This is a genomic window from Sphingomonas oligophenolica (genome assembly GCF_039522915.1).
Taxonomy (GTDB): domain Bacteria; phylum Pseudomonadota; class Alphaproteobacteria; order Sphingomonadales; family Sphingomonadaceae; genus Sphingomonas; species Sphingomonas oligophenolica.
This window is the reverse complement of the sequence record NZ_BAAAEH010000013.1, coordinates 1-23,965: the sequence shown is the minus strand read 5'-3', so window position 1 is coordinate 23,965 and position 23,965 is coordinate 1. Positions and strand designations below refer to the sequence as shown.

Genomic DNA, 23,965 nt, shown 5'->3' with positions numbered 1-23,965 from the left:
GACATGTCCTTCGAAATTGGATGCGCCGCCCCTGCCAAGCAAATGCGGCGGCTTTCTGACGATGTTATAGCAGTCCCTTGGCACGATACCATGAGGCGGTCGCGGTGAGGCCCTGGAGTGTCGGCACCTCGGCGCGCCACAGGGCGGTCTCGGGCCGCTTGGCTGGGTCGACGGTCCAGTCGGGATGGCTGAGATAGCCGACCCGATCAGCGGTAAGCTTTGCCTTGCCGCCGCGCAACAGACGGTCAGCCCGCGCCGCGAGCGACAGGATTGTCTTGGGCAAGGCGAGCGGCAGCACGCGCTGGCCGACGGCCGCACCGATCGCCCGGGCGAAATCGGCATGGGTCCATCCGTCTTCGGCGCCATCGTCCACCTCGAGGATGACGCGGCCGGGATCGTTCGCGACGAGCGCCAGCAGCAGGCGCGCCAGATCGCTGACCTCGATCACCGACATCCGGCCCGGCGGGGGCAACATGGCGAGGCCGAATTTCGCCATGCGGAACATGTCGCGCATTTCCATGTCGCCCGGGCCGTAGATCGCTGTCGGGCGCACGATGGTCCAGTCGAGGCCGGATGCTTCGACGACATGCTCGGCGCCGGCCTTGGACCAGCCATAATGGGAGAGCTGTGGCTCACGCGCCGCGAGCGACGAGACATGGATGAAGCGCCTGATGCCGGCGGTCGTCGCGGCATCGACCACCGCCTGGCTGCCGTCGATATTGCCCGCGGCGAAGCCTGCGCGATCGGGCGCATTCACGACGCCGGCGACATGGATGACGGCGTCGGCGCCGCGCATCATCGCCGTCAGCGCAGGCGGGGCGTCGAGAGCGCCAGGCACCCAGGTCACGCAAGGCATGTCCGGCTGCGGGCGGCGGGTGAGGGCACGGACTTCGTGGCCGGCCTCGACCGCGAGCTCGATCAGCTTGCCGCCGACAAAGCCGGTGCCGCCCGTAATCGCGAGGATCACAGCAGCGCCATGTGGTTGCGGTGGACCAGCGCCGCGCGCGGTGCGTAGCCGAGAATCGCAGCGAGCACATCGCTCCGCTTGCCGGTGATGCGCGCTGCGTCGGCTGCGTCATATTCAGCGAGTCCGCGTGCCAGCGGCTTGCCGTCCGGGCCGCAGATCGCGACCAGATCGCCGCGGCGAAACTTGCCCTCGATCCGCACCGCGCCCGCCGGGAGCAGGCTCTTGCCGCCGGTCAGCGCGCGCGCGGCGCCGGCGTCGATGTGGATTTCGCCCTTGGCCGTGAGTCCGCCCGCAAGCCATGCCTTGCGCGCCGGCGCGGCCTTTTCAGCGACGAAGATCGTCCCGTGGCCGTTTCCCGCAAAGGCGGCGAGGGGGCTGGTGACATGACCCGACACGATCGCCAGATGCGCGCCGGCGGCGGTCGCGATCCGCGCCGCGGCGATTTTCGAAACCATGCCGCCCGAGCCCATGCCCGAGCCCGATCCGCCATCGGCCATCGCTTCGATCCTGGCATCGATGCGGTCGACGCGCTCGATCAGCGTCGCGCCCGGGTTGGTCGTCGGATTGGCATCGTACAGGCCGTCGACATCGGAAAGCAGGATCACGCCCTGCGCGCCCGCCGCCTGCGCGACCCGCGCGGCGAGGCGATCATTGTCGCCGAAGCGGATTTCCTCGGTCGCGACGCTGTCATTCTCGTTGATGACGGGCACGACGCCGAGCGCGAGCAGGCGGTTGAGCGTGGCGGCTGCGTTGAGATAGCGCCGCCGGTCCTCGAGGTCGTCGAGCGTGACGAGGATCTGCGCGGCCGTCAGCCCCTCGGCGGCGAGCAGTTCAGCCCAGACCTGGCTGAGCGCGATCTGCCCGGTCGCGGCGGCGGCCTGCGCGTCTTCAAGGCTGGCGCGGCCGCCCTTGGCGAGCTTGAGGCGTCGCGCACCGAGCGCGATCGCGCCCGAGGAAACGACCGCGATTTCCTGGCCCGCCCTGGCCCGCGCCGCGAGGTCAGCGACGAGGCTGGTCAGCCAGTCGCGCCGCACCGTGCCGTCGGGGGCGACGAGCAGCGCTGAGCCGACCTTGACGATCAGGCGAGGGCAGGCGGCTGGTGAGAACATCAGCTTAGAGGGGCGACCATTCGATCGTGTCCTTTTCGCCGTCGTCACGCACCGGCGCGGCTTCGGCAGGGCCGATCGCCTCGATCAGTCGGTCGAGCACCGCTTCGATGCCCGCGCCGCCGGCGCCCGACATCGGCATCACCTCGGCCTTGCTGGCGCGCTTCAGCTTGGCGGCCAGCTTCTTCACCGTGTCAGGATCGAGCGCATCGACCTTGTTGAGGCCGATCACCTGGGGCTTGTCGATGAGCCCGGCCCCATAGGCGTCGAGCTCGCCGCGGACGATGCGGTAGTTGCCGACCGGATCCTCCTCGGTCGCATCGACCAGGTGGAGCAGCACCTTGCAGCGCTCGATATGGCCGAGGAAGCGATCGCCGATCCCCGCGCCATCGGCGGCGCCCTCGATCAGGCCGGGGATGTCGGCGATCACGAACTCGCGATTGTGGCGGCTGACCACACCGAGCTGGGGGCGGACGGTGGTGAAGGGATAATCGCCGACCTTCGCCTTGGCATTGGTGACCGCGTTGATGAAGGTCGACTTGCCGGCATTGGGCAGGCCGACGAGCCCGGCATCAGCGAGCAGTTTCAGCCGCAGCCACACCCAGGCCTCCTGATAGGGCCAGCCGGCGCCGTGCTGACGCGGGGTGCGGTTGGTCGAGGTCTTGTAGCTGGCATTGCCGCGCCCCCCGTCGCCGCCGCGCAGGAATACCTCCCGCTGCCCCGCAACGGTGAAGTCGGCAAGCACCTCCTCCTTGTCCTCGGACAGAATCTGGGTGCCGACCGGTACCTTGATCACGAGATCCTCGCCCCCGGCGCCGGTCATGTTCGAGCCCGAGCCGCCGGCGCCGCGCGGCGCCCGGAAATGCTGGGTGTAGCGGAAGTCGATCAGCGTGTTGAGGCCGGCGACCGCTTCGAAGATGATGTCGCCGCCCTTGCCGCCATTGCCGCCGTTCGGGCCGCCATATTCGATGAACTTCTCACGCCGGAAGCTGACGGCGCCGGGGCCGCCTGCGCCCGAGCGGACGAAGATCTTTGCTTGGTCGAGAAAATGCATGAACCGTTATATAGGCATTTGGCGCGCCGCGTCACCCCGTGGCGGCGGTAGCGGGCATCATTCGACCCGATGCGACGCGATCAGCGCGCTGACCGCAAGCTCGCGCGCCTTTTCTCGGGGCAGGCCGAGCGCCTTGGCCATCGGGCCGCCGAGCAGCGCATCGCCGAGCGCGGTCAGCACTAGCTGGAGTGTCTCCTCCTGCAGGCTCCAGCCCTCATGCTTGTGATCCTCGGCAAGATCGTCGACGAGATTGTGGATCGCCTCGAGGATCGGGTCGAGAGCGTCCTCATTGCCGGTCAGGATCATCCAGCTCGCCATCGCGCCCGCGCCGCGTGCAAAGGCGTCGAAGGTCATGTCGACCACTTCGCGCGGATTCTGGTCGCTCGCCCGGGCGCGCTTCGCCGCTTCGCCGATCTGCGCCGTGATCTTGACCGCGAGATCCTTGATCAGCGCGCGCTGCAGATCCTTCGCCGAGCCGAAATGATGGAGCAGATTGGCGTGGGTCCGCCCGATCCGCGCCGCGACTGCCTTGAGCGTGACTGCCTGTGGGCCCTCCTCGACGAGCAGCGCTCGCGCCGCTTCGATCGCGGCATCGCGGGATTCTTCGGGGCTGAGGCGTTTGCGAATTATTGACACGAGTGTAAGTAAGAGCCTATAAATGGCCGGGTTGGCGACACTGTCGCATCTGTTCGGAGCTTTTCGTGGCGAAAGCAACTACCCCCGGCGACCTGACCATCACGCCGCGTGATCGGCGCTTCGGTCGTGGCCAGGCGATGCGCCGCTGGTGGCTGAACAACGATCCCTATGCCACTGCCTTCTACAACGCGCTGTCCGTCACTTTCCCCAAGGGCGAGGCCTTTTTCATCGAGAGCGTGCGCGCCTTTCGCGACGGGGTTCCGCCCAAGCTCGCCGGCGAGATCCAGGCGTTCATCAAGCAGGAAGTGATGCACACCCGCGAGCATGTCGCCTTCAATCGTCAGGTGGTGGATCAGGGTTACGACATCGCGCCGCTCGAGGCCCGGGTGCAGCAGGGCCTCGACCTGACCAAAGGACGCCCACCGATCGCGAACCTGACCGCGACGATGGTGCTCGAGCATTTCACAGCCATCATCGCGCATGAACTGCTCGCCAATCCGCGGCATCTCGCCGGCGCCGAAGGGGAGTTCGGCACGCTGTGGCGCTGGCATTCGGCCGAGGAGATCGAGCACAAGGGCGTCGCTTACGACACCTGGCTCCATGCAACCCGGGACTGGTCCGAGTGGCGGCGCTTCAAGGTCAAGGCGTTCGTGATGCTTGCCGTCACCAGCAATTTCACGCGCGGCCGGACGCGCGGGATGCTCGACCTCCTGCGGCAGGACGGGCTTACCGGCCCGAAAGTGTGGGCAAGGATGTTCTGGTATGCGTTCGGCAGGCCGGGCATGGCGCGCAAGATCGCGGGGCAGTGGCTCGCCTTTTTCATGCCGGGTTTCCACCCCTGGAACCATGACGACCGCAAGCTGATCGGCCTGTATGAAAGCGATTATGAGGCAGCGGCACTGCCGCGAGACGCCGTGGTCGCCTGATAACGAAGGCGGAGAGCCGGCACCCGACTCTCCGCCCGCATTTACCAGGTCAGGCTGACGCGGCCATAGACATAGCGCCCGTTGAACCCGAACGGCGAGTAATAGGGGAAGCCGACCAGGCCGGTGCTGTTGAGCGTGGTTCCACGCGACGAGGTGAGCTTCACATAATCCGGATAGGTATCGAACAGATTGTTCGCACCCACCGCCAGGTTCAAATTCGTGATCACCTGATAGCGCGCCTCGAGATCGAAGATCGTGTGGCGACCGGTATGGATATCGTCCTCGGCAAAGCCGTTGCTGCTCGGCTGGGTGACGTCGCCATAATAGGAAGCACGCGCCGTGACTCCGAGCTTCTCGAACGACCAATCGATCGTACCGACGACCTTGGTGCGCGGGGTACCCTGCTCGAACGAGATGATGCGCTGGCGCGCGAAGAGCGGCAACGTCGCACTGGTGCCAGGAACAAGCGGATCGGCGATGACCGCCGGGGCAGGTGTCTTGGTGAGCTTGATGTCGTTGAAATTACCGGCGACGGTGAAATCGAAGGTGCCGGCGCCATCGCTTCTGGTGCGATAGTGCGCAACCACGTCGATGCCCTTGGTCGTCGAGCGGATTCCGTTGAGGAAGAAGCGTCCCGCGGTAACGCTGGTGATCTGTGCGTTCTTCAGCACATCGACGACCACCGGGCCGCTGAGATTCTCCGACAACGCGATCTGGTCGCGCAGCTTGATCTGATAGGCATCGACCGACAGATCGAAACCGCCGCCCCGCAGCACCACGCCGGCCGACAGGTTGGTCGCCTTTTCCGGACGGAGCGGCTTGCCGCCAAGCGCGACGCCGACCGGGCTTACCGATGGGAAAGTGCCCGTCTCGACGATGTTGCCGTTGCTCAGCACCGAAGCGGTCGACGTGAAATATTGCTGCTGCAGCGATGGCGCGCGGAAGCCGGTCGAAACGGTGCCGCGCAATGCGATCCAGGGCGCGAAGTCGTAGCGTGCCGACAGCTTGCCGTTCAGCGTGTCGCCAAAGTCGGAATAATGCTCGCCGCGCGCCGCTGCGCCCAGCGTCAGTCCTTCGACCGGCTTGGCTTCGAGGTCGAGATAACCCGACACGTTGCTGCGATGCACGTTGACCACGTTGGACGGCTGGAAGCCGGGGAAGCCCTGAGCACCCGAGCCGAGCGTGGAGGGAGCAGGGACCGGGAGGCTCGGATTGCGATCATAGGAAGCCGGCTCCCCGGCGCCGATCTGGAAGCCCTCACGGCGATATTCCACGCCGCCGGCAAGGTTCACAGTACCACTTCCCAGCGGCAGCTCGCGCGAAACGTCGAGGCCGCTGACGAGCTGATCATAGGTCAGCGTGCCGTCGTAGAAGCTTGTCTTGGACGCCGCCCCATAGGTGGCGTTGCCCGAATTGAGCGTGTTGAAGGTCAGTTTGTTTCGCCCATAGGAGACGTTCAGGTCGACCTTCCAGCCGGAAAGCTCGCCACGCAGGCCGCCGGTCGCGGTCAGATCCTCGGACTCGACCGCGATCAGCGGCGTGAAGCCGTCGGGATAGATGCTGGCCAGTGCGTCGGCACTGGCGTTGACATTGTTGCCGGTACCGCCGGCGATGCGCGGCGTGGCCGCGCTCGTGCTGTCGCGATGCTGATAGCCGCCGAACCCGTAGACTTCCCAGCCGCTGTCACCGATCGGCTTCCCGGCATTGGCATAGAAGCTGTACTGCTCGACATCCGGATCGCCGAAGCGCGAGCGCACCCGGATCGGCGTCTTGCGCGGATCGAAATCGCCGCGACTGGTCGGGTTGCGGTTGAGATATTCGCCGGAGACCGTCAGGAAGCCGTCCGATCCGAGGCTGACGCCCTGCCAGGCGGAGGCGGTCACGGTTTCGCCGTCATGCTCGGTGCGCGAGCCGCGCGCCGTATTCACGTCAGTGATATATTGGCCGTAGCTGACCGTGGCGCCGCCACCGCTGCGGGCCTCGCGAAGGCGCAGATTGACCACGCCGGCGATCGCATCCGAACCATATTGCGCCGACGCACCGTCGCGCAGCACTTCGATCCGATCGAGCGCGACCGACGGGATGGTGTTGAGATCGACGGCGGCCGAACCGCGCCCGACCGAGCCGTTGACGTTGAGCAGCGCCGAGGTGTGCGCCCGCACGCCGTTGATCAGGACCAAGGTCTGGTCCGGCGACAGCCCGCGCAGGGTGGCGGGGCGGATCGAATCGGTGCCGTCCACTGCTGACGAGCGCGGGAAGTCGATCGACGGGACGATCGCCGCGAGCGATGCTCCCACCTCGGTGGTGCCCTGGTGCTGCAGGCTCGCTGCGCTCAGCACGTCAACCGGAGAGGTGCTGTCGAGCCGCGAACGACCCGCGGTACGCGTGCCGGTGACGACGACATCGTCAGGGGTTCCCGCCGCAGGCGCATCGGATGCAGTGACGGGCGACGCCGGTGTCTCCTGGGCGGCGGCGAACGGAATCTGAACGAGCGCAAATGTCGATACGGCGACGGCAAGCGTTGATCGTGATCTCATTTCTCTAACCCCTTTTCTGGTTTTGGCTGCCGGGAAACGTTCGTTTCCGCTGGTTGTGCCGATGATCCTCCTTTTTGGTGGGGATTAATGCCAAGAAATCATTTTACCCCGTAAAGTAGGCCCAAACCGCGCGCTGGCCTTTACGCGCCGGCGTGAGGTCGCCAGGCAATGACCCCGGCGGTTCGCGCTCTGATGTCGGGCGCGGCGAGGCACGTGGAAACGGCTTCATATCCCAGCCCGCCCGGATAAGGGGCGACGCAGATGGGCGGGCTGTGATTTGCGGGGCACAGGATGATTGTCTCTCCCTCGCCAACCGCCTCCAGATCCAGAATTGACGATGAACGAGTCAGCAGGAACAGCGCCCGCTTCCTGGGGACCCTCAAGCGCAAATGCGCAACAAGTGCTTCTTGAGTGGCCCGCTCCAGGCCCTGTTCGACCATGTCGATGACGAGGATTTCCGGCCCATCCGCTTCCAATGCCATGATGAGCGCGATCAGGGCATCCGACGCCTCGGCGCCGTCCTCGATCAGCCATGCCAGGGCTTGCTCGACGCGAGTCTTCAGCGCCGGATCGGCCATGTCACCGGCGATCCTGTCCATTCCGACGAACGCGGCACCGGGCAGCGTTTCGGCCAGGCGCTCGGCCAGCCGGGTCTTGCCGCTGCCGAGCGGGCCGGTGATGTAGGTCAGTGGCCGGATGTCGCGCAGCGCGAATGCTTCCCCACCCCATGGCCAGGGAAGATCGAAGGCGACCGTCAGGCCGGTGCCGGTATCGAGCATTCGCGCCAGGGCGGCGGGCGGCGGGACCTCCCCATTGAGGAGATCGGACCGAAGGCGTCGCACCTTGTCCAGGGCAGTGGTGATTGCCTTTTCCTGGCCTCGAAGCCATGCCTCATGGGCAGCAAGGCCGGCGTCCAGGTCGGTTGAATCGCCGTCCAGCACCCGGGCCACCTGCGCGAGGCTGAGCCCCAATGTTCGCAACGACACGATTTCGGTCGCGCGCGCCATCTCGGCGGGGCCGTAGACCCGCCATCCGGCCGACGTCCGACCCGGCACGATCAGGCCGTGCCGCTCATAGAGCCGCAGCGCCTTTGCCGAAACGCCGAGCCTGGCGGCTGCTCTCGAAGGGCTGAGATTCCTGGCTGACGGGCTCACGGCTCACCTCATTCTTCGTTGATCCCGCCCCTTATCGGACCGGCCCCAGGGACCGGGTCAAGATGGTAATCGCACCTTTCAGACGCGCGACATAGGAACCACCGACATAAGCTCATGCCGTCGATACGGGCCAATCGTCCGGCGGCCTCGAAGGATCGGCGAATGGCCGACGCCCCTTCTCTTTCGAGGCAGAAGGGGCGTCACCTGGATCACGGTTGCGAGCTGCCCGATACGCCCCGCGCGTGGCCACGCCCGGAAGCCGAGGTATTTCCGGAGGCGTTGCCATCAAGTGACGACGTCGGAACGTCGCCGTGCAGGTTGCTGGCGAGAGAATCTGCTCCCGAAATCGCCCCGCGACCTGAACCCTGTGCTTCGGCGCCAGTCTTGCCTGCGGTCGTAGCCGCACCGTGTGCCGTTCCCTGAGCCGTGCCCGCTGCCTGTCCAGCCAGAGAGCCGACGGCGTCGGTGCCAATCCCCTCGGCACCGACATGGGCGCTCTTGTTCACCGAGTGGCTGCCGGATGCCGAGCCATTGCCGGCCAGCGAGTTGCCAAGGGCGTTTGCGGAAGTGGCGCTATCGACGGCACCGGTGACCGTCCCCGCGAGACCGGCATTCGCATTGGCGGAGCCCGACCGAGTATCCAGCGATTTGCTGGCAGTTGCGCTTCCCGACTCGGTAATCGAACCCGTGACGCTCTGGCTCGCCGAACCGACAGAGCCCAGCGTGCCGCCGAGCGATCCCGCGCCGCCAAGCGTACCGTTGACAGCGCCGCCAAGCGATCCGCCGAGCCCGCTGCTGCCCAGCAACTGCGCCTGCGAGGGCACGGAGACGAAGATGGCGGCCAGGATGAGCGCGTTTGCGATGATCAGCTTTTTCATGTCTTTGCTCCTCAATTTCGGGAAGCCATCGAGGCTTCCTTCATTGTGGCAAACGACGCCTGCCATCCTTTTAATCCCACTTCGGGATGATTTTTGTCCGCGGCCGTTTCCAGCGCGAAAGCGTCATCGCTTCGCACCGACATCGCGCGGGGCGACGCGGCAGGTTTCGCACACGATGCCTTTCCCCACCTTGCCATGCCCTTTTACGGCTTCACGCGTAATCGTCTCGATAGCCAAGGCCCGGTTTCCCACCCCGGCCAGCCGCGCAGTTACGAGGGGGGCAGCGAAGGACGTCCCTCGCACGATTGAATAGCCACTCCCCGGAAGAGCGGCAGCCATGTCGGCGCCTGGCGCCGCAAAATCGAGATGCAGAGCCTTGCCGGCCTCTGGAAGCGCGCGATCGTGACCGTCGACGCCGGTTACCGCGATGACCCCGGGGTAGGACGCGGGATATTGCGGTGGGGCCGCCGGCCCGTCATTCCCGACCGCGGCGACGATGAGGATGCCGCGGGCACGCGCGACGGCGATAGCGCGTTCCAACAGTGGATTGGCAGGCCCCACGAGGCTCATGTTGATGACGTGAACGCCGCGTGAGGCCAGCCAGCCCAGCGCGCGCGCGATCGTCACCGCGGATCCAGCAGCCGGGTCGCCACCATAAACGTCAGCGACGAATAGCGATGCGCCGTGAAGCGCCCCTTCGAAACGTCCGTCGGAGCCGACGATGAGCGAGGCGACGGCGGTGCCATGGCCACTCGGTCTCGCACCTTGAGGCGTAAAGCCGCGCTGCTCGATGGTTGCATTTCTGAGCGCCGGGTGCACGGCAACGCCACCGTCGATCATGCCGACCGAAATAGCGCCGATATCATTTCGGGACCGAACCGCGGCGCTGCTCGTCGTCAGCAGACCGTCACCCGCCGGCTCGAATACATGATCATAGTCGATCTGACTTTCGGGTGCGATTCGCTTGAGCCGTGCCAGGCCTTCGCGGATATTGTCACCGGACGGAGGCGCGAATATCACGAAGCGAATTGAGAGGGTTTCTATCTGTTCGTCATCCAGGATATGAAAGCCCGCGGCGCGTGCCCGCGCGATCATATCGGCGGTCGGGTCAATCGCGACGAGCTCGCCCTTGCGGACTGGATTGCCGTCGCGGTCCGCTTCCAGCACCTTGCGATGATCATGTACCAGTCCGCTCAGCCGCGCCCGGCGGAGCTCGAGCAAACCTGCCGTGTCGGCCGTCACAAGCCCGCCAATGTCGTTCAGGCGATCGACCACAGGGCCCGCGACGGGTGCGTTGCTACCTTGCCCAAGCACGCCGCCGACAACCTGGCCCGGCACGTTTCCGATGTCGGGCAGCAGTTGCGCTCGGCCTGCGCCAGCCGCAAGCAGCGCCGCACCGGACACGAGAAAGATGCGAAAAGAGAGGCTGAGCACGGCAATTCCTTCATTATTGGCCTGTCGTGGGAGTAAACGTCCCGCCCATGTCGTTTCATCCGCATGAACACAGGAAAGCCATTTGAGCGAATTCGAGGAGGGCCTGCAGGCAATCTTGCCGCGGTTGCGGCGATTCGCCCATGGGCTGACGGCGAACCGGGCCGACGCCGACGACCTGACACAGATCGTGATCGAGCGCGCGCTTCGCGCCAGGGCGCAGTGGCAGGAAGGGACTCGTCTCGATGCCTGGCTTTTCCGCATAATGCGCAATTGCTGGATCGACACGGTGCGGTCGCGGGCCCGGGCTGGCAGGGTCGCCGTTGCCGAAGAAGCTGGCAGGAATGTCGGGCACGATCCCAGGCCTGGAATGGATGCGAAGATAGATCTGGAGCGCGCGATGCGTGCGATGGATCAACTGCCGCCCGAGCAGCGCGAGGTCGTCGCGCTGGTTCTCATCGAAGGTTTTGGTTATCGCGAGGCTGCGGAACTGCTCGATTTGCCGATCGGCACCATATCCAGCCGCCTGGTGCGCGGACGCACGGCGTTGCTCGCGCTGGTCGGGAAGGGTTGATCCAGTGACAGATGAAGAATCAATCTTTGCCTATATCGACGGCGAACTCGAGGGCGACGATTTGGTACGGGTCGAAGCAGCCATCGCAGCCGCCCCCGCTCTGCAGGCGATGGTTGCGGAGCACCGGGCACTGGCGAGCCATTTACGGGGTGCCTATTCAGCCATTCTCGATGAGCCGCTGCCTCCTCTGATGCCCGCAGCCACGGCGCCGGGATCAAATGTCCATTCCCTGGCCGATGCTCGTAACAATCGCGAGCGCCGGGCTTCCGCCTGGGGGCTACCTCAATGGAGTGCGATGGCAGCAACATTAGTGGCTGGCATCATCGGCGGGTCGTTCCTCAATGGAACTCACAGCGGGCTGATAGCGCAACGCGGGGGACACCTCGTCGTCTCAGGCCAGATCGAGCAGGCGCTCGATACACAATTGGCAAGCACGCAATCGCCCTCGGCGGCGGTGCGGATTGGTTTGACGTTCAAGGATCGTGAGGGAGCGATTTGCCGCAGTTTCACCGCCGAGGCAGCCGAAGGGGTTGCGTGCAGGGATCGTAATGCATGGCAAGTGCGAGGCCTGCTTGGCCGCGAGGGTGGCCAATCCGGCGATTATCGCCTGGCTGCGAGCTCACGGATAGCCGATCTCGTCGACGATCTGATAGTTGGTGAGCCCCTCGACGCAGCCGACGAACGCGCTGCGCTCGAGAAGCGGTGGGTCAGTACGAAACAACCATGACCTCGAGGATTGGTACTCGCCCTTTGCCGGCTATTATTCTCCGTCATCCGAGCTGGCGCCAGCCTTCGCCCCGCTGGTCGATGCGCTGCGCTATCGCAGTTGAAGGCCGCCCTTTCTCCCGGAGAAAGGGCGGCCTTGATCACGCGGCCATGCGCTCCTCGCACGGTCGGCCTTCGCTGAGGTCGAGCTCGAACTCGGCGCACGGCATATCAGTGCCACGCGCCTGGCAATGGCGGGGCACGACAGCGCCGGTCGGCCGGAAGCCGAGCTTGGTCAGCACACGGCCCGACGCCGGGTTGTCGACGAAATGCCCGGCATGGAGCAGCTTCAGCCCGAGCGCGTGCCGCGCGATCGCGACCACCGCACGGCCGGCCTCGGTCGCATAGCCGCGGCCCCAGGCGCCTGGGGTCAGCCAATAGCCGAATTCGTGGCCCGCTTTCTCCTCGGGGTGGATGCCCATGCCGCCGACGATCCGGGGATATTCCTGTTCGTGGCTGAGAATCAGGAAAAAAGCCTCGGTGCGCGCGCGCGGGCGCGACAGGAAATCCTGCGCGTCGCGCAGGGCGTAGGGCCAGGGCACCCGCGACAGCATCTTGACGACCTGCTCATGGCCGATCGCTTGAGACAAGGCGGGGGCGTCCTCCGGCCAGGCAGGGCGCAGCGTCAATCTGGAAGTCCGCGCAAACATCAAGACTCTCCTCAGTGTCGCATTGTCGCTCGCACGCCAGGATGACGGTGAAGCGACAATGGGTGTGGAGGGAGCATGAAAAAAGGGAGACTGGGACGACCCGTCTCCCTTTTTGCGGTTTCCTGTTGGAAACCCGGGTCGCCCAAGTGGGCAACCCGGCTGGTTGCCCGTTATTCGGCCGCAGCCGCCATAATCTCTACCGAGCAGAATTTGCGCCCGAGCTTGCCTTCGTGGAACGCCACGCGGCCGTCGGTAAGCGCAAACAGGGTATGGTCCTTGCCCATGCCGACATTGACGCCCGGATAGAATTTCGTGCCGCGCTGGCGGACGAGGATGTTGCCCGGGATGACGGCTTCGCCGCCGAACTTCTTCACGCCAAGGCGACGACCGGCCGAATCGCGACCGTTGCGCGAGGAGCCGCCTGCTTTCTTATGTGCCATCTCGAACTACTCCTTACGCCTGGGCTGCCGGGGCTTCGCCCTCGGCCGCAACGGGGGCCGCATCGGCCTTCTTCGCCTTTGCCTTCTTCTCCTGAGCACCGATCGCGGTGATCTTCAGGATCGTGTGCTGCTGGCGATGGCCGTTCTTGCGACGATAATTGTGACGGCGCTTCTTCTTGAAGATGATGACCTTGTCGGCCTTCGCCTGCGCGATGATCTCGGCGGAGACGGTGAGCCCCTCGACCGATTTCAGCTCCGAGCCTTCGCCCGCGAGCAGGACGTCGCCGAGCGTAATCGACGCCCCGGCTTCGCCGTCGAGCTTCTCGACGACGATCTTGTCTCCGGCGGCAACGCGATACTGCTTGCCGCCTGTGCGCACGATTGCGAACATGGCCCTTATCACTTTCCAAATGCATATGCCCGCGCAGGCATGCCCGGCGGGAGAAGGGGCGCAGCTAAGGGGCGCAGGTGATTCTGTCAACCACCTACAGCGCCTTTGCTCAGGCCATATCGAGGCCGTGGCTGGCCCGGCAGGTCCTTCCCCATGCGGATCAGCGGCACGACCACGCCGTTGATCGGCGCGGGAGTGAAATGCTCGATCGGCACATAGCCGCGGGCTTCATATAGCGGCACGCCCGCAAGAGTCGCCATCATCTCCACGCGACGGAAGCCGCGGGCACGGGCAGCGCCCTCGCACAGGTCCATGATCAGGCCGCCGACTCCTTGGCGCACATATACGGGATCGGTGTACATCGCCCGGATTCGTGCTGCGTCGGTCGCTGGATCGAGCGGGGCGGGTTCGCGAGCGACCACGCTGTCGTCACCTCCGAACAGAGTGGCGCGCCAGCTCCAGCCGCCGCATCCGGCAATCGAGCCCTGCTTCTCGACGATGAAATAGGTCTGGTCGTGCACCAGCTGGGTGTCGAGGCCCATCACCTTGTGGCTGGCCCTGATCTGCTCGGGGGTGAGAAAGCCGTGCTGCAGCTGTTCAATCGACCGGCGCATCAGGGCGCGGAGCGCATCGAGATCGTCGAGCTGGGCCAGGCGGTGCGTGAAGACAGTCATGATCTCGGAGGAAGCAAACTGAAATCGAGCTAAACTTCAGTCCTGCGCGTCCTCGCGGCACGTGTCGCCAGGGCCGGAAATCACCTTCGTCCAGCCTTCGGACTCAGTGCGTGTGCTCGCGCCGAAGCTGATAGCGGCCGTCAGCGAAGTCGTTGAACAGGCCCGAGATCGCAGGATGGTCGATCGGCTCGTCAGTATCGTCGGCGACCAGATTCTGCTGGCTGACATAGGCGACGTAGCTCGATTCCATATTCTCGGCGAGGAGATGATAGAAGGGCTGGTCCTTGCGCGGCCGGATATTTTCGGGGATCGCCTCGTACCATTCGGCGCTGTTGGCGAAGATCGGATCGACGTCGAAGACAACGCCGCGGAAATCGAACACGCGGTGGCGGACGACATCGCCGATCGCGAAGCGCGCATGCGAGACGGCGGGCAGCGGGATCTCCGCGTCGAAGGGGTGGGCGGGGATATGGGCTTGGGGCATGTGACCAATCTAATGGCTCTTTTGCGCCGCACAAGCGGATAGCGTCCGGCGGATGCTTGTGTCCTCCTGTCGATTGCGTTAGAGGCGCGCGCTCTTCGACCGGCGCGCTTGCTTTTCACGAGGCCAGGCTGCTTCAAAGACCTCTGCGGAGAGGTGCCAGAGTGGTCGATTGGGACGGTCTCGAAAACCGTTGTGCCCTCACGGGTACCGTGGGTTCGAATCCCACCCTCTCCGCCACGGGGCCCTCCTCAGGGGTCCATATCGGGTCACTGATCTCGCTTTTTCCACCTGAATACTGATGCTTAGCCGACCAGCGCGGAGCTCCGTCGAGACGGCCAAGCGCGTCCTGCAGCGGATATCCTGCGTATTCGGATTCGCAATCGCCGAAGGGAAGGCGAAGAGCGACCCGTCCGAGCGGCTCGGCGAAGCGCTCAAGCCTTTGCGGCGCGGGCGGCAGCCGGCCATTACCGACCTAGCTTCGCTCAGGGTAATGATGCGGACTGCAGAACAGGATGATGCGCGGCCTGTCACGCGGCTCGCCCTTCGCTTCCTCGCCCTGACCGCGGTCCGGCCGAACGAGTTGCGCGGCGCGGAGTGGAACGAGTTCGAGAACCTCGATGATCCCTCGCCGCTGTGGCGGATCCCCGCGGCGCGCATGAAGGGCGATCTCGATCGCAAGGAAGAGGCCGGCGGCGATCATCTCGTGCCGCTCGCACGGCAAGCGGTCGCGGTCCTCAGGGCACTTTGGCCGCTCACGGGCGACGGTGCGCTGGTTTTTCCTAGCGCACGGCACTGCATCAGCCGATGAGCGAGAATGCGCTGGGCTATCTGCTCAACCGTGCCGGCTATCACGGGCACCACGTCCCGCACGGTTTGCGCAGCATTCTCGACGATCGTGAACGAATGGGCTGAGCGCCACGGAAAGGCAGGCGACCGAGCGATCATCGATTTGATGTTGGCGCATGCTCCGAAGGAGAAGGTCGAAGGCGCCTATAATCGCGCGGCCTACATGCCACCCCGTGACGATCGCGGCCAACCCTTCAACGTTCATGTGTTTGGTCCTTCAGATAAGTTCGAGCGCGATCGCCGTCGCTTCGCCACCACCGATGTAGAGTGCGGCCACACCGCGCTTCAGGTCGCGCCGCTTCAGCGCATTGATCAGCGTTGCCAGAATCCGCGCACCGCTGGCACCGATCGGATGGCCGAGTGCAGTCGCGCCACCGTTTACGTTCATCTTGTCGTGCGCGATTCCGAGGTCGCGCATCGCGATCATCGCGACGACCGCGAATGCCTCGTTGACCTCGAACAGGTCGACGCCGTCCACCGACCAGCCGGCTTTCTCCAGTAGCTTGCGGATCGCGAAGACCGGGGCGGTAGTGAACAAGGCCGGCGCATACGCATGTGCCGCCGTCGCGACGATCCGGGCCTCCTGCTTCATGCTCAGGCGTTCCGCGACGCTCGCTCTCGTCATCACCAGCGCCGCCGCACCGTCCGAGATCGACGCCGACGTTGCGGCTGTGATCGAACCGCCTGCGGCAAAGGCGTGCTTTAGGGTCGGGATCTTCTCCGGCCTCGCGTTGCCAGGCTGCTCGTCCTGCGCAACGATCGTGGGGCCGCCGCGGCCCGGCACCGTCACCGGCACCACCTCGTCGGCGAAAGCGCCGCCGGCGATCGCAGCGTTGGCACGGCTGAGGCTCGCGATCGAATGTTCGTCCTGCCCGGCGCGCGTGAACCGATAGTCGCTTGCCGTTTCCTCAGCGAAGGCGCCCATCGGCTTGCCGCGATCATAGGCATCTTCAAGGTCGTCCATCATCATCGTGTCGATGATGCGGTCATGGCCAATTCGCGCGCCCCCGCGATGCTTGGGCAGGGCGTACGGTGCGTTGGTCATGCTCTCCATGCCGCCCGCAATCACCACGTCGGCGCCGCCCGAAGCGAGCGCTTCGCTCGCCATGATGGCGGCCTGCATGCCCGATCCGCACATCTTGTTGACGGTCGTCGCTTCAACCGAACGCGGCAGGCCTGCGGCGAGCGCCGCCTGACACGCCGGTGCCTGACCGAGGCCGGCGGGCAGGACGCAGCCCATGTAGATGCGGTCGATAGCTTGCCGGTCGACGCCCGAGCGCTCGACCGCCGCCTTCACGGCAACTGCGCCAAGCTCGACGGCGGACACGCCGCTCAGTGCTCCCTGGAAGCCGCCCATCGGCGTGCGGGCGTAAGCGGAGATGATTATTGTCTGCCATGAAAGGTCCTTAGAGCGCCCGTGCGATCACGAGCCGCTGGATATCGGACGTGCCCTCGTAGATCTGGCACACCCGCACATCGCGATAGATCTTCGCCAGCCCGAATTCCTCGAGATAGCCATAGCCGCCGAGCGTCTGGAGCGCGCCGGACACCACAGCCTCGGCGGTCTCCGAAGCGAACAATTTGGCCATCGACGCCTGCGTCAGACAGGGCTCGCCCGCATCCTTGAGCGCAGCTGCCGACAGTACCAATTGACGTGCAGCTTCCAGCCGGGTCGCGAGATCGGCAAGACGGAAGCCGACCGCCTGATGCTGGATGATCGGCTGGCCGAAGCTTTGGCGAGCCTTCGCATAGTCGACCGCGACAGCCAGGGCGGCTTGCGCCATGCCGACGCTTTGTGCGGCGATTCCGATCCGGCCGGCTTCGAGATTGGAAAGTGCGATGCCGTAACCAGCACCCTCTGTGCCAAGCCGCAAATCGTCTTCGACAAACAGGTCTTCGAACCGGATCGCGCAGGTATCGGATGCGCCTTGCCCCATCTTGTGTTCGACCTTGTCGACGACATAGCCGGCGCGCTCGGTGGGAACGAGGAACCCGGAGATGCCGCGCTTACCCGCCGCAGGATCAGTCACGGCATAGACGATCGCAAGTCCTGCGATATTTGCGGAGGTGATGAACTGCTTTGCGCCATTCAAGCGATATCCACCCTCTACCTTGACCGCGCGGCACCGCATCGCTGCCGCATCGGAACCGGCGTCCGCCTCGGTCAGTGCGAAGGCGCCGATCATCGTGCCGGCGATCAGATCGGGCAGGAAACGTGCCTGTTGCTCGGCTGTGCCGTCCTTGAGCAGGCCCGATACGATGAGGCTGTTCTGGATCGAGATGATCGTCGACAAAGCGCCATCCGCCGCAGCAATCTCGATAAGCGCAAGAGCATAGCTGACATAGTCCGCTGCCGCGCCGCCGTAGCGTTCGGGCGCCGTCATGCCCATCAGGCCAAGCCCCGCCACCTCCTGGAACAAGGCAGCGGGATAGCCGCCCTCCGCCTCATAGCGTTGGCTATGCGGGCGCACTCGATCCTGTGCGAAATCCCGCACAACGTCGCGGATCGCTACCTGCGTTTTCGTCAAAATCGTCATCGTTCAGGCAGCCTCGCTTACGCTCGAGATCAGTTCGGGCTGGTCTTCGACTTTCGCCAGCAGCTCGGCACGCTTGGTGCGATACTCGGCCATCGCCTGCTCCTTTACCGTCCCATAGCCGCGCACCATGTCCGGTAGGCTTGCGAGCGTCCTGGCATGGTCGAGTCCAGTCTTGTCTAGGCCATTGCACAGCGCCTCGATCATCGCGATATAGTCGTCACGCAGGGCGCGTTCGGCGCGGCGTTCATGCGTGTGACCGAATGGATCCGCCCAACTGCCCCGCAGGGATTTCAACCGCGCCAGGAAGGTGAAGGCAGTGAATACCCACGGCCCGAACTTGCGCTTTACCGGCCGTCCCGTGCGCGGATCGATCCGCGAGATGATCGGCGGGGCAAGCCAGACCGAGACCCGCCTCGTCTCGGCAAACTGCATGGCCAGCGTCTGCTGGAACGCCGGATCGGCATAGAGGCGGGCGACCTCATACTCATCCTTGTAGGCCATCAGCTTGTAGGCATTTACAGCGACTGCGCGAAGCATGTCGTTGCCTTCCGCGCCCAGTCCTGCGGTCGCGGCCCGCACGCGCTCAATCGTCGCGACGTAACGCGCGGCATAAGCCTGGTCCTGGTAAGCGACCAGATCGACAATGCGCCGATCGATCAACGCATCGAGCGTCTCTTCGATCGCGGCATCTGTCTCGATGAGGCCGGCAATCTTCTCAACCTTGGAGCTATCGACCGCTGCAAGCCGACCCCATAAGAAAGCGCGTTTGTTGAGCGCCACTGCGGCGCCATTGGCCTCGATCGCCGCCTCGAATGCTTCGGCCGAAAGGGGCAAGAGGCCCTTCTGCCACGCATAGCCGACCAGCAGCGTGTTCGCCGCGACGCTATTGCCGAACAACCCTTCCGCGATGCGGGTGGCGCTGAGCAGGAACCCCTTGTCACCGGCGCGCGTCAGCAGGACATCGATCATGCGGGCGGTCGGCAGCGTCGCGTCGCGATCGGTAACGATATCCGCCGTCGGTGTCTCGTCGCCATTGAGAACGATCGCGCCGCGCCCTTTGGCGAACTTGCTCAGGGCATCCGGACTGGCCGCAACAACGGAGTCCGTTCCCAAGAGCAGGTCGGTCTCGCCGGCGCCGATGCGCACGGCATGGATCGCGGTGCCGTGCGGGGCGATCCGCACCTGGCTGACCACCGCGCCGTTCTTCTGCGCGAGGCCGGTGAAGTCGAGAACCGTCGAAGCAAGCCCTTCGAGATGGGCCGCGGCACCGAGCAAGGCGCCCACGGTGAGCACGCCGAGACCGCCGATCCCGGCGACGTAGACGTTGTAGACACCATCAATGGCAACGCACGTCGGTTCCGGCAGGGTGGCGAACAGATCGGCTTCCACCGCCTTGATCCGGTCGCCATCGGGCTTGCGGAGCACCGGCCCGTCGATCTCGACGAAGCTCGGGCAGAACCCTTTCACGCAGGAGAAATCCTTGTTGCAGGCGGACTGGTTTATCCGACGCTTGGTGCCGAAATCGGTCTTCACCGGCTCGACCGCGATGCAGTTCGACTGGACCGAGCAATCGCCGCAGCCTTCGCAGACGCGCGGATTGATGAACAGCCGACGATCGAGATCGGGGAATGCGCCGCGTTTGCGGCGGCGGCGTTTCTCGGCGGCGCAGGTCTGCTCGTAAACGATCGCCGAGACGCCTGGGGCTTCGCGCAGCTCGCGCTGGATAGCGTCCATGTCGTCACGGTGCAGTGCCTTCACGCCGCCGGGCAGATTACGCCACTTGCCGGGGTCGTCGCTGACCAGCCGCACGTCGCCGACGCCCTCAGCCAGCAATTGTGCGACGATGCGGCGCGGCTCGATCACGCCCTCGGCCGGCTGCCCGCCAGTCATCGCGACCGCGTCATTGTAGAGAATCTTGAACGTGATGTTGGTTTTCGACGCAACTGCTGCGCGGATCGCGAGCAGACCGCTATGCTGATAAGTGCCGTCGCCGAGATTTTGGAAGATGTGGCCCGTCTGCGAGAACGGCGCCGCGCCGACCCATTGCAGCCCTTCGCCGCCCATCTGGCTGAATGTCGGCGTCTTCAGCTTGGGCTGCGCCAGCGCCATGACATGACAACCGATGCCGCCGCCCGACATCGATCCCTCGGGCGTCTTAGTCGAGCTGTTATGCGGGCAGCCCGAGCAGAAGAAGGGTCTCCGCACGGGGAACGGAATGATCTCACCGCGCTTTCCCCGGGCGATCAGCGCCGTCAACCGGTCATTAATTCCGACAACATCGCCATCGCGGAGCCTCCGGACGATGACCTCAGCAACCGTGAGCGGAGTCAACTCGCCGACAAGCGGTAGCAACGGCTTCCCCTTTTCATCTTTCTTGCCAGTCACACGGACGCGTTTGCCGGCACGATGGAATGAAGCCGTCTTTATCTGCTCTTCTACGGTCGGTCCCTTTTCCTCGATCACCAATATCTCGTCGGCATCGCTTGCGAAGGCGAGCAGAGGGTCGGCGGCGAGCGGCCAGCTCATCGCCACCTTGTAGATCGAGATACCAACCGCCTGCGCTTCGTCCTCGCAGATGCCCAGGTTGGACAGGGCCTGCATCACATCCTGATGCGCCTTGCCGACCGTCACAATGCACAGGCGCTTGCGGTCGCTTTCGAACACCGGATGATCGATGCGGTTGGCGGTCGCCCAGCCGATCGCAGCCGGGATACGCTCCTCGATCATGCGCCTTTCATATTCGGCGCGCTGGCCGGGCCAGGCGATCGTTGGATCCCAGTTCAAGCCGTGCGCCGGCATGAGATCGGCAGGTGAAAGATATTCCGGATAGGCGTCGGGAAGCTCGAAGGTGGCAGCGCTCTCCACCACTTCGGCGATCGTCTTCATCGCGACCCACACGCCGGAGAAACGCGACATCGCGATTCCGGCGAGGCCGAGCGAAAGGATTTCGGAGACGTGTGCGGGCTGCAGCACTGGCATCATCACCGACTGGAAGATTCCGTCGGTCTGATGTGGGAACATCGACGACTGGGCCGCATGATCGTCGCCACCGACCGCCAGCACGCCACCCAGCGGCGACGTGCCGAGCATATTGGCGTTGCGAAACACGTCGCCGGTGCGATCGACGCCATTGCCCTTGCCGTACCAGATTCCGAACACGCCATCGGCCTTGGTCGGGCCGTATGCCTTGTGCATCTGCGCACCCCACAAGGCGGTGGCGGCGAGATCCTCGTTCAAGCCGGGCTGAAAGACGATGTCATGGGCGGCGAGTTGTTTTTCCGCCTTCCAGAGCTGTTGGTCATAGGCCCCGAGCGGTGAGCCGCGATACCCGGAGACGAGACCGGCCGTATTCAGTCCGCGTATCCGATCGAGCCGGCGCTGCATCATCGGGAGGCGGACGAGCGCCTGGATACCGGTCATGAAGGTCGGCCCGGTTTCCGCGTTGTAAATCGCGTCCAGGCTCGTGATGCGTTCGTGTTCCACGGCCATTCTCCTAAGGTGGCCGTATATATCCTCACATTGAACGCATTTGTGACCAAATTTCCCAAACAAAATTGGCATTGGTAGTATTTTTGAACTATAGGATTGCGATAATGACCAACAAAGATACTAGATCGCTCGCTCTCGACCGCGCCGACAGCGAGATTCTCAAAACCCTGGCGAAAGATGGCCGAATCAGTTGGCGGGATCTTGCCGAAAGGATCGGCCTCTCGCTCACTCCGACGCTGCGGCGCGTTCGCCAGCTGGAGCAGGACGGGGTCATCAAAGGGTATAGCGCTCAGATCGATCAGACGCGGCTGATCGGATCGATGGCCGTGTTCATTTCGATCACCCTGGAGCGACAAGTTGACGAAGCTCTCAGTGCGTTCGAAACTGCGGTTCTCGCGCTGCCCGAGATCATGGGCGGTTATCTGATGAGTGGCGGCTCGGATTACATGCTGCATGCCTTCGTGCGGGATCTCGAGCATTATCGGCTCTTGTTGGGGCAGCTCACCCGACTGGACGGCATCGCCCATATTCAATCGAGTTTCGTGCTCAAGACCTTCGCGCAGCGTACCGAGCCCGCGCTCCCCGGCTAGGATGCGGAGACCAGCTTCTATCAGGGTAATGTCGAGCCGGCTGCGGTCGAATACCTCAAGTCCGTAGGAGTTTGGGCGTCGGCGGCACTATACAGCTCCGCCGCAAGCTCGACGCTGGTGGCACCGCCGCCGCCGATGGCAATCTTCACGCGGGTATCGGACGCCGGGGCGGCCTGCGTCGCGCGAGACCCGCAGGCAGTGATTGAGAAGCTGGTAGCGGAAGCCGTCGGCTAGCGCTCGGTTGTCGAGGAAAAGGCAGTGTTCGGCGACGCCGGGAGTCCCGAAATCGTTGCTAACCGATCCGTAGGGAAGGACGAGATAGTCGTACCGCACCGCGTGCGGGGCGGCAACTTCGTGACCCTGCACATCAAGGGTCGCGCGATGTACACTTTCCGGTTCGCCCGATCGACGTGATCGAGCGCGTGTCGCGGGGCCCTGGAAATCAGGCCCCGCGCCGAGCCGCGCTGGCGATCCTCTCGCGGGCGAGGGTATCGGCGATCCGGTTCAATGCCCGCTTTTGCTGATTGGCTTGTTCGAGGATCGCGGCGGTCCCAGGGCGATTTCCTTCACCCGCGTCGAATGAATGGCTATCACACCGGTCAGCCCACTCTGCCCATCTTTGATGCGGTGCAGGCCCTCCAAAAATCCTCGGCCAGTGCTCGGATCATATCGGCTCTCCTTTAGATATGGTTTTCGGGATATGTCGAACCCAGCTGTCCGGCGCTTCAAAAAGCCCACGCTGTATACCGACAAGCTCAGCTTTAATGGAGGCGGTAAGCTCCCCCTCAAGGCCATCGCCGATGGTCCATTCGCCATCCTTGCTTTTGAGCGCACCAACTGGTGTCACCACAGCCGCGGTCCCGCAAGCGAAGGCCTCAGTAAGAAAGCCGCTTTCCGCGTCTGCCTTCCATCGGTCAATCGCATAGGCCTCTTCAGCCACATTCACCCCTCTTCGCCGCAGCAACTCGATGATCGAAGCGCGGGTGATCCCTGGCAGGATCGTGCCAGTGAGGGGTGGTGTGATCAGTCCTCCGTCCTCAAAAACGAAAAAGAGGTTCATCCCGCCGAGCTCCTCAACCCAGCGATGTTCAACTGCATCGAGGAAGACAACTTGGTCGCAGCCATGTTCAATGGCTTCAGCCTGCGCCATCAAACCTGCCGCATAGTTGCCGCCACATTTGGCGGCGCCGGTTCCTCCCGGGCCAGCACGGTTGAGGTGCTCGGAAACCCAAAGAGAAACGGATCGCTTGCCGCCCTTGAAATAAGCTCCGACAGGCGACGCTATGACGCAAAAGGTGAATTCTTTTGCCGGACGCACCCCCAGAAAGGCTTCCGAGGCAAATATGAACGGGCGCAGGTATAGGCTGCCTTCGCCCGATGGAATCCATTCCTGATCGATCCGCACCAGTTCTTCGATCGCCTCGAGAAACATGTCTTCAGGCATCTGGGGCATCGCCAGGCGGTGCGCGGAGGCGTTGAAGCGTCGAGCATTCTGCTCCGGACGAAACAGGATGATGCCACCGTCGCCACTGCGGTACGCCTTCATGCCCTCGAAGATCTCCTGAGCGTAATGGAGAACGCCTGCGGCCGGCGCGAGCGTGAAAGGCCGGTGCGCGCCGATCGTTGCGCTGTGCCATCCGCGCCCCTCCGACCAGAGGGCCGTCGCCATATGATCAGTGAATACCTTGCCGAACCCTGGATCGATCAGCAGCTGCTCACGCTCGCTGACGGAGCGCGGATTGGAGTGCGGCTCAATCGCGAAAGGCTCACTGTAGCGCGACGATCTGGATGAGAGTCTAGCGACGATCAGGATGAGAGTCCGACGATCGCGACGAT

At 64.3% G+C, this 23,965-nt stretch carries 23 protein-coding genes and 1 tRNA gene; 7 read left to right on the top strand and 17 right to left on the bottom strand.

Features of this window, described 5'->3' with window-relative positions:
• Nucleotides 1–64: 64 nt before the first annotated feature.
• From ABD050_RS08055 to ABD050_RS08040, 4 genes are read right to left on the bottom strand one after another with little or no spacing between them, the layout of a single operon-like run.
• The gene (locus ABD050_RS08055; RefSeq protein ID WP_343888750.1) at nt 65–967 is read right to left on the bottom strand and encodes an NAD(P)H-binding protein; all 903 of its coding nucleotides are present in this window, start codon (nt 965–967) and stop codon (nt 65–67) included.
• Entirely contained in the window at nt 964–2,076 is a 1,113-nt protein-coding gene (gene proB / locus ABD050_RS08050; protein WP_343888749.1) for a glutamate 5-kinase, read from the bottom strand. Before proB ends, ABD050_RS08055 begins: the two co-directional genes overlap by 4 nt.
• 4 nt (nt 2,077–2,080) lie before the next feature.
• Nucleotides 2,081–3,127 carry a GTPase ObgE gene (gene obgE / locus ABD050_RS08045; RefSeq protein WP_343888748.1) on the bottom strand — a complete coding sequence of 349 codons (1,047 nt, stop codon included), beginning with the start codon at nt 3,125–3,127 and terminating at the stop codon, nt 2,081–2,083.
• Nucleotides 3,128–3,184: 57 nt separating this feature from the next.
• Entirely contained in the window at nt 3,185–3,763 is a 579-nt protein-coding gene (locus ABD050_RS08040) for a TetR/AcrR family transcriptional regulator (RefSeq protein WP_343888747.1), read from the bottom strand.
• Nucleotides 3,764–3,828: 65 nt separating this feature from the next.
• Here ABD050_RS08040 and ABD050_RS08035 point away from each other — a divergent pair, with 65 nt between their 5' ends.
• A complete protein-coding gene (locus ABD050_RS08035) occupies nt 3,829–4,689 on the top strand; it encodes a metal-dependent hydrolase (protein WP_343888746.1) in 861 nt (286 codons plus the stop codon).
• 41 nt (nt 4,690–4,730) lie between these two features.
• Here the strand turns inward: ABD050_RS08035 and ABD050_RS08030 are convergent, their stop codons facing one another.
• The 4 genes from ABD050_RS08030 to ABD050_RS08015 form a co-directional block, all read right to left on the bottom strand.
• A complete protein-coding gene (locus ABD050_RS08030) occupies nt 4,731–7,226 on the bottom strand; it encodes a TonB-dependent receptor plug domain-containing protein (RefSeq protein ID WP_343888745.1) in 2,496 nt (831 codons plus the stop codon).
• A gap of 140 nt (nt 7,227–7,366) precedes the next feature.
• The gene (locus ABD050_RS08025) at nt 7,367–8,380 is read right to left on the bottom strand and encodes a MerR family transcriptional regulator (RefSeq protein WP_343888744.1); all 1,014 of its coding nucleotides are present in this window, start codon (nt 8,378–8,380) and stop codon (nt 7,367–7,369) included.
• Nucleotides 8,381–8,589: 209 nt separating this feature from the next.
• Nucleotides 8,590–9,258, bottom strand: coding sequence for a hypothetical protein (locus tag ABD050_RS08020; protein ID WP_343888743.1), 669 nt, complete (start codon nt 9,256–9,258; stop codon nt 8,590–8,592).
• Nucleotides 9,259–9,381: 123 nt separating this feature from the next.
• Entirely contained in the window at nt 9,382–10,098 is a 717-nt protein-coding gene (locus ABD050_RS08015) for a S8 family serine peptidase (RefSeq protein ID WP_343888742.1), read from the bottom strand.
• Between the two features lie 222 nt (nt 10,099–10,320).
• Here ABD050_RS08015 and ABD050_RS08010 point away from each other — a divergent pair, with 222 nt between their 5' ends.
• The 3 genes from ABD050_RS08010 to ABD050_RS08000 are packed head-to-tail and all read left to right on the top strand — an operon-like array spanning nt 10,321 to nt 11,990.
• Nucleotides 10,321–10,728, top strand: coding sequence for a hypothetical protein (locus tag ABD050_RS08010; RefSeq protein WP_343888741.1), 408 nt, complete (start codon nt 10,321–10,323; stop codon nt 10,726–10,728).
• Nucleotides 10,729–10,774: 46 nt separating this feature from the next.
• On the top strand, nt 10,775–11,263 hold the full coding sequence (locus tag ABD050_RS08005; protein WP_343888740.1) for an RNA polymerase sigma factor: 489 nt from the start codon (nt 10,775–10,777) through the stop codon (nt 11,261–11,263).
• Nucleotides 11,264–11,267: 4 nt separating this feature from the next.
• Entirely contained in the window at nt 11,268–11,990 is a 723-nt protein-coding gene (locus ABD050_RS08000) for an anti-sigma factor (RefSeq protein ID WP_343888739.1), read from the top strand.
• 139 nt (nt 11,991–12,129) lie between these two features.
• Here the strand turns inward: ABD050_RS08000 and ABD050_RS07995 are convergent, their stop codons facing one another.
• From ABD050_RS07995 to hspQ, 5 genes are all read right to left on the bottom strand, one after another.
• Nucleotides 12,130–12,678: a GNAT family N-acetyltransferase gene (locus ABD050_RS07995; protein ID WP_343888737.1), complete on the bottom strand. Its 549-nt coding sequence runs from the start codon at nt 12,676–12,678 to the stop codon at nt 12,130–12,132.
• 170 nt (nt 12,679–12,848) lie between these two features.
• Nucleotides 12,849–13,118, bottom strand: a complete 270-nt coding sequence (gene rpmA, locus ABD050_RS07990) for a 50S ribosomal protein L27 (protein ID WP_343888736.1) — start codon at nt 13,116–13,118, stop codon at nt 12,849–12,851.
• A 13-nt stretch (nt 13,119–13,131) separates the two neighbouring features.
• Nucleotides 13,132–13,509 carry a 50S ribosomal protein L21 gene (gene rplU, locus ABD050_RS07985; protein WP_343888735.1) on the bottom strand — a complete coding sequence of 126 codons (378 nt, stop codon included), beginning with the start codon at nt 13,507–13,509 and terminating at the stop codon, nt 13,132–13,134.
• Between the two features lie 86 nt (nt 13,510–13,595).
• On the bottom strand, nt 13,596–14,183 hold the full coding sequence (locus ABD050_RS07980; RefSeq protein ID WP_343888734.1) for a GNAT family N-acetyltransferase: 588 nt from the start codon (nt 14,181–14,183) through the stop codon (nt 13,596–13,598).
• A gap of 103 nt (nt 14,184–14,286) precedes the next feature.
• On the bottom strand, nt 14,287–14,667 hold the full coding sequence (hspQ, locus tag ABD050_RS07975) for a heat shock protein HspQ (RefSeq protein WP_343888733.1): 381 nt from the start codon (nt 14,665–14,667) through the stop codon (nt 14,287–14,289).
• A 147-nt stretch (nt 14,668–14,814) separates the two neighbouring features.
• Between hspQ and ABD050_RS07970 the strand changes: the two genes are divergently transcribed.
• Both ABD050_RS07970 and ABD050_RS07965 read left to right on the top strand, forming a co-directional pair.
• A tRNA-Ser gene (locus ABD050_RS07970) sits at nt 14,815–14,904 on the top strand.
• Between the two features lie 61 nt (nt 14,905–14,965).
• Nucleotides 14,966–15,475 carry a tyrosine-type recombinase/integrase gene (locus ABD050_RS07965; protein ID WP_343888731.1) on the top strand — a complete coding sequence of 170 codons (510 nt, stop codon included), beginning with the start codon at nt 14,966–14,968 and terminating at the stop codon, nt 15,473–15,475.
• 255 nt (nt 15,476–15,730) lie between these two features.
• Here the strand turns inward: ABD050_RS07965 and ABD050_RS07960 are convergent, their stop codons facing one another.
• Genes ABD050_RS07960 through ABD050_RS07950 form a run of 3 tightly spaced genes read right to left on the bottom strand, consistent with a single transcriptional unit; the run spans nt 15,731 to nt 21,533 of the window.
• Nucleotides 15,731–16,900: an acetyl-CoA C-acyltransferase gene (locus ABD050_RS07960; protein ID WP_343888842.1), complete on the bottom strand. Its 1,170-nt coding sequence runs from the start codon at nt 16,898–16,900 to the stop codon at nt 15,731–15,733.
• A gap of 19 nt (nt 16,901–16,919) precedes the next feature.
• Complete coding sequence (locus ABD050_RS07955) at nt 16,920–18,044, bottom strand: acyl-CoA dehydrogenase family protein (protein ID WP_425542420.1); 1,125 nt, start codon at nt 18,042–18,044, stop codon at nt 16,920–16,922.
• 9 nt (nt 18,045–18,053) lie between these two features.
• Nucleotides 18,054–21,533, bottom strand: coding sequence for an indolepyruvate ferredoxin oxidoreductase family protein (locus ABD050_RS07950; protein WP_343888729.1), 3,480 nt, complete (start codon nt 21,531–21,533; stop codon nt 18,054–18,056).
• Between the two features lie 110 nt (nt 21,534–21,643).
• Here ABD050_RS07950 and ABD050_RS07945 point away from each other — a divergent pair, with 110 nt between their 5' ends.
• Nucleotides 21,644–22,129 carry an Lrp/AsnC family transcriptional regulator gene (locus tag ABD050_RS07945; RefSeq protein ID WP_343888728.1) on the top strand — a complete coding sequence of 162 codons (486 nt, stop codon included), beginning with the start codon at nt 21,644–21,646 and terminating at the stop codon, nt 22,127–22,129.
• A gap of 664 nt (nt 22,130–22,793) precedes the next feature.
• Here ABD050_RS07945 and ABD050_RS07940 read toward each other — a convergent pair.
• Complete coding sequence (locus ABD050_RS07940) at nt 22,794–23,885, bottom strand: branched-chain amino acid aminotransferase (protein WP_343888840.1); 1,092 nt, start codon at nt 23,883–23,885, stop codon at nt 22,794–22,796.
• Nucleotides 23,886–23,965: the final 80 nt, after the last annotated feature.